We start from the raw sequence: 12,738 nt of genomic DNA on the forward strand, positions 1-12,738 counted from the left end.
AAATTTTCAGGAAAAATAGGTGTATCTAGTCGCTGTTTGTCATTAAGACAAGATATATTATGTCAAAATCGCCCCACCCATCAATCGCTCATACCGATACTTCAACTCTTCTTTCATTAAATACCAACGCTCTAAAGTAACATCCATTTCTATGATTTTCTCCGCTGCTTGGCGCGCTAAAAGTAAAACTTCTTCATCGTCAACTAAACTTGCTAAGGTAAAATCTGGCACTCCTGATTGACGAGTTCCCAGTACTTGCCCTGGACCGCGAAAACGCATATCCATCTCTGAAATGAAAAAACCATCCTGAGACTGTTCCAGCACCCTCAGCCGTTGTTGAGCATCAGGACTCCTAGAACTGCTCATCAACAAACAGTAAGACTGAGCCGCACCACGACCAACACGCCCCCGCAGTTGGTGTAGTTGTGATAAGCCAAATCGCTCCGCATTTTCAATGAGCATTACTGTAGCGTTGGGTACGTCTACACCCACCTCAACTACAGTAGTAGAAACTAGAATTTGTGTTTCGTTATCGCGAAATTTAGTAATTGCTTCGTCCTTTTGTGCTGAACTCATACGACCGTGCAACAGCCCCACTTGAAAGTCTGGAAAAACGCTTTCCTGTAGCTTTTGATGCTCATCTACTGCCGATCGCAAATCTAATTTTTCTGATTCTTCCACCAATGGCAAAACTACATAAACCTGTCTTCCTTGAGCAATTTCTCGACGCATCAAGTCGTAAGCATGGTTGCGTTGCTGACCTGATAATATTGTTGTCTGAATCTTTTGCCGTCCCGGTGGTAACTCATCAATTTGGCTCACATCCAAATCCCCGTGTATAGTCAATGCTAAAGTTCGGGGAATTGGAGTAGCTGTCATAGTTAACACATGAGGTTGATTGCCTTTTTGCTGCAAACGTGCCCTTTGTTCTACCCCAAAGCGATGCTGTTCATCTATGACTACTAACCCTAGTTGTTGGAAGTTTACAGGGTCTTGAATCAACGCATGGGTTCCTACCAAAAGAGGTAATTCACCAGTTCCTAACTGAGAATGTATTTGTCTGCGTTTAGCAGTTTTAGTAGAACCCGTCAGTAATTCCACTGGTAAATGCAGCAGGTTAAACCAGCTAACTAACTTGCGATAATGCTGCTCTGCCAAAACCTCTGTAGGAGCCATCAGCGCCGCTTGGTAGCCAGATTGAATTGCTGCTAGGATAGCCAGCACAGCCACAACCGTTTTACCAGAACCAACATCACCTTGCACCAAACGATTCATCGGTGCAGGTTTTTGCAAGTCGTTGAGGATATCGTTGATAACTCGTTGCTGTGCGCCAGTAAGTTGAAAAGGCAGTATTTCGTGAAACTTCTCTACAAGTTGACCTCGTGGGACAAGGATGGCAGCCTTTTGAATCGCCTTTGCTTGCTGTTGACGTTGGAGTAAACCGAGTTGTAAGTAGAAAAACTCGTCAAAGACTAGGCGACGACGAGCAACTTGCAGAGTTTCGCCATCTTTGGGAAAGTGAATATTAGCGATCGCATCTTTCAATTCCATCAAAACATACTTCTGCCGCAAACCACTTGGTAGAGGGTCTTTCAGGTGAGCCGCAGCAGGCAAAGCAGCAATTACCGCTTGTCGTACTGTATTCGCCACCACGCCCTCAGTCAATCCGTAAATTGGCACTACCCGCCCAATATTCAGCGACTCAATCGCATCTCCAGGATTTGCTAAAACCTCTAATTCTGGATTATCTAGTGTCAAGCCGTATTTACTTTCTTTCACCAACCCACAAGCAGCTACAATACTACCTACCGGATAACGACGTTTTAAACTTTCTTGCCAACCCCGACTACTAAAGCGTGTACCTGCGTAAAAACGCCCAATTTTTATTTGACCGCTGTTATCTTTTACTAGCAGTTCTAAAATTGATAATTTCTGATTCTTGGGGCTAGTAAAGCAGTTGCAGCGCTTCACCGTCGCCACTATTGTCACCGTCTCACCCGCCTGTAACTCGCGGATATTCACCTGACGCGCATAATCAATGTGGTCGCGAGGATAATAAAAAAGCAAATCACGGACTGTATGCAAACCAAGACGCGCTAAATTATCGGCTTTTTTAAAGCCTATTTCTGGTAAATCACTGAGTTTTTGCTCAATTTTCGGAGCAAGCCTGCGATTCACCTCAGCAACAATTGGAGATGTCGGATTTTGAGTTTTGGATTGATAAATTTTCCTTTGCTCCTGTGTTCCTCTGCTTCCCTCCTCTTTTTCCTCTTGCTCTAGTTGGTGAAGATACCTGCGAGTCTCTGCTACTAAATGTTGTCTTTCTTCCAGTGCTAAATGTGGATAACTAGCAAATTGCACCGCTAGTCCTTGCCAACGACGGCGCTCAGTGTGGGGTAAGCCGATGGGAAATTTACCTAAAGTCAGGCTCAGGAATTCGCTGAAGCGATATTGTCTGCCCATCAAGTCTGTAAAGCCATGTTCAGCTTCTATTGCTAGGGCTTTGTGCAATCGTATCCAATCTGGTTTTTCATTAGTCATTGGTTATTTGTCATTAGTCATTGGTCATTTGTCATTTGACTTTGGACAAAGGACTAATCCTCAAACCAACTAGCACGCCATGCAGCTTCAGCTTCAGCAATTGCCCTTTCTCTAAGTTTTTTTTGATACTCTCGCTCTAGCTTGTTTAGCTGAACTAAGATACTACGGATCTGCCTGCGTTCAGATGAAAGTGCAGGGTCAGCAAATTCAATTTCTCCTAGTCGCAAATTAAGAGCCATAATCTGCGTTAGACCAGAATCTTCTGATTGCTGCTCATTTTCAATTTCAATTACTAAGTTTAATAAGTTGGGCGGTCCTGGTATTACCTCAGTGGATGCTTCTGATTCAGCAGCAGCGGCAGCCGCAGCTGCTAAAATTGGTTCTGGTAATTTTTGGGATAATATCCCGGCTTTCTGTAATAAAAGATTAGCATCATGGGAAACTTTCTTGAGTATCTCTTGAGTAACCTGCTCTAAGTTATGTTGCCATTTTGACAGTTCTATAGGACTAGAAGTGTTTGGAGAAAAAGGTTGAAGGTTAGAGACACTAACAAACAGAGCAGATGATGATGTTACTTCCTCATCCTCCTCAGCCCCCTCATCTTTTTCATCCCCCTCGTCTTCCTCATCTGCTGCTGCTTCCTCATTCTTAATATAAGTAAGGAACTGCTCAGATGCCAGTTGACCTAACTTACGGATGGCTTGTTGCAATTGTTGGCGCTGATTTAATGACAAATGCAGGAAGTTTTCGGGATACCCTTGAGTACAAAGGTGGTAAGTAGCTAGAATCAATTGTCTTTGTACAGCTAGCCCCAAAGTGGTTAGATAACTAGCATAAGCGGTTTGTAGTTCTAGTGCGATCGCTCTAATCGCTTCTTTGAGTGCTGCAATATCCCGCTCTATTCGCTCGATTGCTCTTGCCATAACTTCTCGTTCTGACCCATATCAACCATTACATAGTACAAATGTACAAATTTATTTTAAGATAACTTTCCCAAAAATTTTAAATGCTTCTTTACTAATAAAATACAGGTCAGGCTATTGGCTTGACCTGTCTGGTAAAGGGTCATTTGTCATTTGTCCTCTCTCACAAAGTTCAGACTGACTCAAGTCGGCGAGTCGTGACTTTACACTTTGTCTTTTGTACTTTGTGCTTTGTCATTTGTTCTTCGTTTTTTAACTAATCACCAATGACCAATGACTAAGGGCATCAAGCCACTGCTACCTCAGCGCCCTGCGTCCCAAAGCAAGTGGCGTTGAGCGGAGGTTTCCTCTAATCGGAACTTTGTAAGAATGACCAATGACTAATAACCAATAACTAATACTACTTGCTGCCCATTTGTGCAGCGACTTCTTCAGCAAAGTTACTTTCTTGCTTTTCAATGCCTTCGCCCAGTACATAGCGGACAAAGCGATTTACTTGGATGTCTTCGCCTACTTGCCCCTTAACTTGCTTCAACAATTCTTCGACAGAAATACTTTGATCGCGAATATAAGGTTGATCTAGCAAAGTCAGTTCTTTGAGGCGTTTTTCAATCCGTCCCTGAACAATCTTTTGTTTGATGTTATCTGGCTTATTCGCTAAATCATCCTTGCCCATTTCAATATCTTTTTCTTTTTGGGCTACTTCGGCAGGAATTTGATCTAGGCTGACATATTCGACATTGGGGCAGGCTGCAACTTGCATGGCTGCATTCCGTGCCAAGCTTTGGAACTCTTCTTTGGCAGCAGCTGAATCTGTTTGGGAACCCAACTCTACCAACACACCAACTCGACCGCCAGTGTGAATATAGCTGTCCACTATACCTTGCGTGCCTTCTGCTAGTGCAAAATTGATAAACCGACGCAGTTGGATGTTTTCGCCAAGCGTGCCAATAGTTTGCTTGATGAATTCATCTACAGTCACGCTTTGATCATCAATATACGGTTGAGCTAACAAGGACTCAACACTATCAGCAGTTGTTGCTTGCTTGGCTAGGTTCTTAACCAAAGCTTTAAAAGCTTCGTTACGAGCAACAAAATCTGTTTGGCAGTTGACTTCTATGAGTACACCCACCCGACCACCTGGTTGAATGTAGGTGTCTACTAAACCTTCAGCCGCAATGCGATCGCTTTTTTTACCCCCGGAAGCAATCCCCTTTTTCCGTAGCCAGTCTATAGCTTCTTCTATGTTGCCATCAGTTTCTTTTAGTGCCTTTTTGCAGTCCATCATGCCAGCACCAGTTTTTTGGCGTAGCTCTTGGACGAGTTTTGCAGATATTTCCGCCATGTTCCCTCAATTCCTAACTTGACCTCGAGTTGTAATCGTTTATTTAGTTTAGTGCTGAGTCACCGTTCGCTGTTAACGTCCCCTTTGGGAGAAGTTCAAATGTCTTCTCTTGTGTAAAAGACACTAACAGCGAACGACAAGCCGCCATTTGGGCGTCTACAGCAAAAGCTGCTCTCAACTCCTGGCTGAGTTTTGAGTGCTGAGTTTTAAGTGTTTAGTTATCAATTTTAAATTGATGACTTACAACTTTCTACTTCAAAAATCAAGACTCAGCACTATCCAATTTGCTAAATATTTCTATCTTACTCAGCACTTTTGCACCAAGCATCAAGCACTATTCATCATCTTCATCGTCATCGGGAATCAGGCTGTCAGTATACTCACCTTCCTCGTAGTCTTCGTCATACTCAGCACCTTCATCCTCGTAATCCTCTTCAGCATCGAGTTGACCGTGACGACCTTCGTAAATGGCATCTGCCAATTTTCCGACTATCAGCTTAATCGATCTGATAGCATCGTCGTTTGCTGGGATAGGGATATCAACTACATCCGGGTCGCAGTTTGTATCCAGCATGGACACAATGGGAATGTTGAGTTTTTGGCATTCTTGAACAGCGTTATATTCCCGTCGTTGGTCTACAATTACCACGATATCGGGGACTTTTCGCATTGTTTTAATGCCACCTAAGTATTTTTGCAGCTTTGTCATTTCCCGACGCAGCATTGAGGCTTCTTTTTTGGGCAATAAATCCAGCGCGCCGCTTTCTTCCCGGCGTTCCAAATCTTTGAGACGGTCTACCCGTGTTTTGATGGTTGCCCAGTTGGTCAACATTCCGCCCAACCAGCGCTGGTTAATGTAGTGCGAACCGCAACGGCTGGCTTCTTGGGCTATAATTCCAGCAGCTTGCCGCTTAGTGCCAACGAAAAGAAATTTCTTTCCTTGCTCTGCCTGCGATCGCATATAAGTATAAGCATCTTCCATCAACTGGGCAGTCTGCACCAAGTCAATGATATGTACACCATTGCGAGAAGTGTAAATGTAAGGAGACATTTTTGGGTTCCAACGCCGGGTTTGGTGCCCAAAGTGAACCCCTGACTCCATCATTTGAGCCAATGAAACAACTGGCATATATTTTTTTAACTCCGATTCGGGTTAAACCTCCATCTAAGCGTATTTCCTCATTGGAAACACCCGAATTCTTAGATGTGCGAGATTAGTTAACCATACTAGGTTAGCATATTTGCCAGGGCATTGGCTAAACAGGGAGTGTGGGAGGATGGGAACAAATGCAGGTGTGGGAGGAAAAGGAGGTGTGGGAGGATGGGGAAGAAATCTTTCCCTCCTCTGTTCCCACACTCTCCACACTCTCTACACTCCCCCATCTCCCTATGCCTAACTATACAAACTCAATAGTCTCAACAAATTCTAAAATATTCTCCTTAATGTATTCGGCTTCTTCTTCAATAGAATCAGGAGTATCGCCGTTAAAAAAGCTGTGCTGGCTGCTAACTATATACAAAAATTCACCACTGATAAACGCAAGCAGCCCTCGATAGGCATCTAATCTCACAGGAGTTCCATTACTTTCTTGCTTGGAAATCGTCGAACCTTTGGGCATATCAACTAATGCGTAGTAAGCACCTTGCAAAATGTCCTCAAAATAACCAGTATATTCTATAGTTGCATCTGGTACATTAGCCAAAATTGCTTGAGGCACGTACTTGTCTAGTAAGATTGCTCGTAAATATTTTTGTTGTCCAGCAGACTCGATTTCCTCTAGCTGTTCTAGGGGGAAAGGATAATAATCGATTCTCAGCAAAGTACCAATGTCATCAGAAAAGCCAACTACTCCTTCCTGACTTTGGATTCTACCGCCATTTTCGGGGTCAACTGGAATCGGTACTGTAAAATTACCTAAGGGAGATTCATAAGTCTGTTGACTATATTCTTCTATAACTACTGTTTCATCTTCGTCATCCTCATCTGCATATTCTTCTTCTGCTTCTTGAAAAGCTGCAATTACCTCCTTAATGATTTCTTCTGCTTCTTCGTCTTCAAGTTCCAAGGCTGTTTGTAGCTTTTTAAGGTAGGCTTGTTTCTGTTTGGCAATGGCAAGTTCATCGTCTAAAAGCACTATTACACCGGCGGCGAAGCCATCCAATACTAATTCATCCGAAAGAGAAATTTTGGCAGTATTAAATAAGCAAGCGAGTCCTTCGTCTTCTGCAATACCTATGAGTCGATCAACAATTTCGACAATTTCATCTTCTGAGTATTCCTCAAAGACCTCGAATTCCCAGAGGATGCCTGCTAAACTTTCTGCATCTACATCTTCTATGGATAAATCAGCGATCGCTGTAACAGTTGCAATCGCTGCCACAGCTTCCTCTGGACTTAATGATTCCTCTGATGCCTCTGATGAGTTAAAAATCTTGTCATATTTGCTCATAATTGTTACCAGCAGCGATTGCTTTTTAGTAATAACAGTTTGAAAGTAGCAATGGTCAGTTTAGTAATCGAGTGAATCTCCAACAGAGAAACTTTAGTAATACGTGAATTACACAAATTTAATTTGAGATTAAAAGTCTTTACACAATATAGTGTTCGCTAAAATTTAAATAACACTATATTTTGTAGTACTTAATATTTGATTGTATTAATCAAGGTTTGTTCTAATCTAGCTGCATAAATTCTTGACTTTCCCTTTCCTGATTAGTGACATACACAAAGCAATGGTTATGTTTTCGTGATAATTCGTATTTTATAAACAAACTAAGTGTTTCTAATAACATTAAAAATAGTATTACTAAGGTAGATTTAAATAAAAATTAATAGTAAAAATTTTTACTATTCACCAATGACCGTTAAAAACTGCTGTGTTCCTTTGCTTTTATCCTCTCACAGATGAATTATATCTACCGATAGAATTATAAACTAGCTGGCGATAGATACCTACATCGCGAGCAGGATGTCAAAATACCGAAGTTTGTAATCACACAAAATATTTAAAATACTTACTGTCGGGTATACAAACGCAAATCCAGTGCAATTTTGAGTTTTTTATGGTAAAAACCCCTCCATCCCAATTTTCACCAGATCAATATAAAGTAGATCCTGCAAAGGAAAACGTAGAAGCTCTTATACAAGAACCGCAGTTAGATATTGAAATTGCTCTAGAGTTCCTTTACACCAGAGATATTGAATTTCGTCAAGAAACAATTTATTTTCTCGTAGTTGATCGCTTTTATGATGGCGATCGAGAAAACAGCGAAGGTGCAAACTCAGAATTATACGATCCAACTAGACAAGATTGGGGTAAGTACTGGGGTGGCGACTTACAAGGTGTGATCGATAAATTAGATTATCTCAAAAATATGGGAGTGACTGCCATTTGGCTGACTCCACTGTTCGAGCAGGTGGAAGAGTTATTTGTTGGCAATGCAGCAATACATGGTTATTGGACAAAAGACTTTAAGCGACTCAATCCTCGTTACATTGCTAACGGAGAGAACCCTTCTTTAAACGCTACTCAAGAAGAAAAAAATACAACCTTTGATCGGTTAATTACAGAACTGCACAAGCGCAATATGAAGCTAGTGCTGGATATTGTCTGCAACCATAGTACACCTGATACTAGCGGTAGCAAAGGTGAATTGTATGATGATGGCGTCAAAATTGCTGACTTCAATGATGATGTTAATAATTGGTATCACCACTATGGTCATGTCCAAAACTGGGAAGACGAATGGCAAGTGCAGAACTGTGAATTATCTGGTCTAGCAACCTTCAATGAAAACAATACTGAATATCGAGAGTATATCAAGTCAGCCATTAAACAATGGCTAGACCGGGGTGTAGATGCACTGCGGGTGGATACTGTCAAGCACATGCCGATTTGGTTTTGGCAAGAATTCACTGGCGAGATGACAAATCACAAACCAGATGTATTTATTTTTGGTGAGTGGATTTACAGTAATCCGAATGACGAGCGCTCGGTGGAATTTGTTAACCACTCAGGCATGACACTTCTAGACTTTGGCTTGTGTGTGGCAATTCGAGCCGCACTGGGACAAGGTTCAGAAATGGGATTTGAAACAATTCAATACATTTTTGATCAGGATTATCGCTACAAGGGGGCAACAGAGCTAATTACCTTCATTGATAACCATGACATGTCCCGCTTCCAATCGCTCAACCCCGACCCAGCGATGCTGAAGGTAGCGATCGCCTTAATTATGACCTGTCGCGGTATTCCCTGCATATATTACGGCACAGAACAGTATTTGCATGACGACACCGATGGCGGTAACGATCCATATAATCGCCCAATGATGGAAAATTGGGATACTAATAGTGAAATTTATCGTTGCATCAGGCTGCTGTCTGGTTTACGACGACTCAATCCAGCCGTATCAATGGGTAGCCACTGGCAAAAATACTTAACACCTGATATTTACTGCTATGTACGCCGTTATCGTGACTCTGTGTGTTTTGTAGCTTTAAATCGGGGAGGAGAAGTCACCCTACCAGAAGTAGAAACAGAATTGCCCGATGGAGAACACACCTGTATAGTGACTCGCAATAAGTATGAAGTCAAAGATGGAAAAATTTATAATTGGCAACTCGAAGAACGGGGAGTAATAGTTTTGAGCCACGTCGGAGAGCGGATTAAAGCTCAGACAATAGTACGGGTACAACTCAACGGCGTGCAGACCCAACCAGGTGAAATTATTGTTGTCATGGGAGACTGTCCAGAGTTGGGCAATTGGGATATCAGCAAAGCCTATCCCCTAGAGTACATCAACACTAATACTTGGTTTGCGGAAATACCCTTTAATGAAAGTGCTGGAAATCTCATATCTTACAAATATGCCATGTGGCGGCAAGGGCGATCGCCTCTGCGGGAAAATCTCGTGAACCGCCGCTGGGTGATTGCCAAAGAAGGTACTGTCAAATGGCGTGATACCTGGGCCTCTGGACCAGAATCGTAGAATGGGGTATTGGCCAAACAGGGCATTGCTTATTCTCAGCTCAGAGCGTCAGAGCATTTCCCTCATCTCCCTATCTCCCTATCTCCCACCTCCCCACTAAATGCGTCTGTGCTTGTTAAACTAAAGAACAAACTTCACAAAGAGCAGAACGCCTAACCGCTCAATTGCATAGACGCAAAGCGGCTTGTCGTTAGGGACTTCCAGAAAATAAATTATCTAATTTCATGCCCATCAAAACCACTTTCTCTCCCCCTGCTCCCTGCTCCCCTGCCCTCAAGGCGTTCGCGTAGCGTCCCGCAGGGATGGAATATTTTTTTAATTGGAAGTCCCTTAGACATCGCTCGGTCTTGAACCAGAAGCTTGATATTTTGCTATGAATTATTAATTCAATATGACTGGTGTAAAATTATCATCATGGCTTAATTTCTAGAGACACAGATTTTACTGCTAACAGGGTAATCACGATGACAAATAGACCTCCTTCCGAACCTGAGTCATCTCAAAGAACTGCCCTTGGCTTTGATGAATTTATAGCCATCCTGGTTGCTTTCACTACTATCGGAGCAATTCTTTTTTGGTCATTGTCCCGCAGAGATTCTAGCTGGAATTTCAACACTTTGCTGCCACCTGCCTCCACCCCGTCTAGTAAGGTTGAACCAAATCAAGTATTGCCCTCCCCTACTTCTAAAGTAGAACCAAATACAGCCTCTGAATTTAACTCGTCTCCTCCTGCAACTGTTGAACCCAAGACACCTTACCCGACTAATAACGCAACTCCTTCCCCCGAAGTATTACCACCTGCTGAGGTAACCCCGACTCAATCCCCACAACCACAAACGTCTGTACCCTCTTCAGTAGACCTTGAGTCATCAATTACATCATCAGCCTTGCCTTTAGTAACTCCAGCAAAACAAAAATCGATTATTCCGCCGCCAATTGCATTTAACGATGTGCCTAATAACTTCTGGAGTCGGCGTTTTATAGATGCTCTTTCTTCCCGTGGGATTCTTAAGGGGTTTCCTGACTATTCTTTTAGGCCAAATCAGCCTGTAAACCGTGCCGAATTTGCTGCCATACTGGAAAAAGCTTTTGACCAAGAACTGTCTAAAAGTGCGATCGCATTTCAAGATGTACCAGTAAAATTCTGGGCAAATCCAGCAATTAACCAAGCCATTAGTGGTGGATTTCTCAAAGGTTATCCGAAAAACACCTTCAAGCCACAACAAAATATTTCGCGAGTCCAAGTTTTAGTAGCTCTTGTTAGTGGGTTGAATTTGAAAACACCTACTTCGCCAAATCAGATTTTAAGTATTTATAAAGATGCTAAAGAGATTCCGCCGTATGCTAGCRGTAAAATAGCTGCTGCTACAGCTAATGGCCTTGTAGTTAACTATCCAAACCCACAAGTCCTTGCTCCTAACAAAGTAGCGACTCGCGCTGAAGTGGCGGCGATGATTCATCAAGCTTTAGTCAAACAAGGCAAGTTGAAAGGAATTTCATCTGAAAACATTGTACGTAGGCATAGCCAGTCGCAGGCATCACCAAATCTATCTCCAGAACCCTTGTACACTCCAAAACAGAACCCAAAAGTTAGTTTATCAGCAGGGGGCTGATCTCAATAAACTACCATTTTGATTTTTAGATTTGGATTTAAGATTCAGCTTTGGTAAATTTTGGTTTATTCAATCCATCTTTGGCAATCATTTTTATAAAAAAGAAAATTAAAAAAGTTTTTCATTTAAAAAAATCTCACCCTCAGCTTTTGATAAATCAACAATCTTGAGTTTATTTAGAGCAAAACTTCTCCCACAAAAGATGCTACGTTAAGCAAGATCCCACACTCACAGCAGTGGATGATTTTGGATTAGAGCATTAGCTTGACATCTTTGCAGGAGAAGCGATAGTTCAGATATTAAGCTTCTGGAATTTCTTTACCGACAACTTGTGATTTAAGAGTAGTGATTTCACTATTTAACTCTTTCCTTGTTGAGGCTTTGAGTAAATAGCGGTAAACAAACCAAGCAGAGTAACCAATACCAATCAACTCAAAAGTAGGAGCTACTAAGGGAATATCATTCAAGGCGTCTAATACTGCTAAGAGTACTCTAACCCCAACAATCGCTCCCAAAATTAAACCAATGGTAACCAGGGGCTGCTTATATCGATTAAAGAAGATTGCCACATATTCGGGCAATGTTGCTAAAAAGCTAGAAATTTGCTCTCCGTATTTTAGCCATTCATCTTGAGGCTGCACTGGCGGTTGGAGTTTGGTTATAGTTCCCGTTTGACTGTTGATTTCTGGCACTGTAGCCTCTTTAGATGTGGTTTCCGTAAATTCTTGTTCTGGCATTTTCACTTCCATAAATTTGACAGTTGAGTTTTTCTAATCTCGATGATTACAACCAAGAGGCTGTTGATTAGGTAATACACTCCACTACAATCGGGTCAAGAGCAGAAAACAGTTTTAGTATCCTATAACCATAATTGCCCGGTAATATCTACTGCATCAACTACAAGGTAGAAAGTCAGTAGAAGGATAGAACTCAAAAGGCAGCAAAATGTATTATAATCAACTCTCTAAGTTGTATTTTTGATCATCAGCTAGAATCCTCAGGTTGTAGATTATCCGATCCCGTGTCATTTGCTCATAATCGTACTAAATCTAAGTACAAATCATGCAAAAATCAATCCACTTCTCATTTATATAAGCTTAAAAGTCGATTAGATTCCATATTAAAGCTATCTTAAGGCGGGATGCTTAATCAGCGCATTGGTATTGATATTAATACGTAATATCAGTTTTTCTGTGTTTGCGTATACTAGACTTTAAAATGGTTTTATGATATGGGCATTGGAGATTCGGTTGTGGTATTGGCAAATTTTACTAATCCCTAATCCTCAATCCCCAGTCCCTAGTCCATAGCATAAGCTTATGCT

The 12,738-nt window shown here is 41.8% G+C and carries 10 protein-coding genes; 3 read left to right on the forward strand and 7 right to left on the reverse strand.

The features are described 5' to 3' along the window. Positions 1-57: 57 nt before the first annotated feature. The 4 genes from recG to rpsB form a co-directional block, all read right to left on the reverse strand. A complete protein-coding gene (gene recG, locus FCR06_RS18560; protein WP_138502275.1) occupies positions 58-2,541 on the reverse strand; it encodes an ATP-dependent DNA helicase RecG in 2,484 nt (827 codons plus the stop codon). 53 nt (positions 2,542-2,594) lie between these two features. Further along, a complete protein-coding gene (locus FCR06_RS18565) occupies positions 2,595-3,464 on the reverse strand; it encodes a hypothetical protein (RefSeq protein ID WP_138502277.1) in 870 nt (289 codons plus the stop codon). A gap of 400 nt (positions 3,465-3,864) precedes the next feature. Next, on the reverse strand, positions 3,865-4,809 hold the full coding sequence (tsf, locus tag FCR06_RS18570; protein ID WP_138502279.1) for a translation elongation factor Ts: 945 nt from the start codon (positions 4,807-4,809) through the stop codon (positions 3,865-3,867). 334 nt (positions 4,810-5,143) lie between these two features. Continuing rightward, positions 5,144-5,938: a 30S ribosomal protein S2 gene (gene rpsB / locus FCR06_RS18575; RefSeq protein WP_138502281.1), complete on the reverse strand. Its 795-nt coding sequence runs from the start codon at positions 5,936-5,938 to the stop codon at positions 5,144-5,146. On the opposite strand from rpsB, the gene FCR06_RS32795 reads away from it, so the two are divergent. Next, positions 5,863-6,027 (forward strand): hypothetical protein, encoded by a 165-nt coding sequence (locus tag FCR06_RS32795; protein WP_189523485.1) that lies wholly within the window; start codon positions 5,863-5,865, stop codon positions 6,025-6,027. The genes rpsB and FCR06_RS32795 overlap by 76 nt on opposite strands. A gap of 179 nt (positions 6,028-6,206) precedes the next feature. Here the strand turns inward: FCR06_RS32795 and FCR06_RS18580 are convergent, their stop codons facing one another. Continuing rightward, a complete protein-coding gene (locus FCR06_RS18580) occupies positions 6,207-7,259 on the reverse strand; it encodes a hypothetical protein (RefSeq protein ID WP_138502283.1) in 1,053 nt (350 codons plus the stop codon). A 613-nt stretch (positions 7,260-7,872) separates the two neighbouring features. Here FCR06_RS18580 and FCR06_RS18585 point away from each other — a divergent pair. Beyond that, entirely contained in the window at positions 7,873-9,801 is a 1,929-nt protein-coding gene (locus tag FCR06_RS18585; protein WP_138502285.1) for an alpha-amylase family glycosyl hydrolase, read from the forward strand. 212 nt (positions 9,802-10,013) lie between these two features. Here the strand turns inward: FCR06_RS18585 and FCR06_RS34290 are convergent, their stop codons facing one another. Beyond that, the gene (locus FCR06_RS34290; RefSeq protein ID WP_262984683.1) at positions 10,014-10,139 is read right to left on the reverse strand and encodes a hypothetical protein; all 126 of its coding nucleotides are present in this window, start codon (positions 10,137-10,139) and stop codon (positions 10,014-10,016) included. A gap of 126 nt (positions 10,140-10,265) precedes the next feature. Here FCR06_RS34290 and FCR06_RS18590 point away from each other — a divergent pair, with 126 nt between their 5' ends. After that, positions 10,266-11,414: an S-layer homology domain-containing protein gene (locus tag FCR06_RS18590; RefSeq protein WP_138502287.1), complete on the forward strand. Its 1,149-nt coding sequence runs from the start codon at positions 10,266-10,268 to the stop codon at positions 11,412-11,414. Positions 11,415-11,713: 299 nt separating this feature from the next. On the opposite strand, the gene FCR06_RS18595 is transcribed toward FCR06_RS18590, so the two are convergent. Then, complete coding sequence (locus FCR06_RS18595) at positions 11,714-12,151, reverse strand: CAAD domain-containing protein (protein WP_138502289.1); 438 nt, start codon at positions 12,149-12,151, stop codon at positions 11,714-11,716. Positions 12,152-12,738: the final 587 nt, after the last annotated feature.

It is taken from the genome of Nostoc sp. PA-18-2419 (assembly GCF_005869855.1).
Taxonomy (GTDB): domain Bacteria; phylum Cyanobacteriota; class Cyanobacteriia; order Cyanobacteriales; family Nostocaceae; genus Nostoc.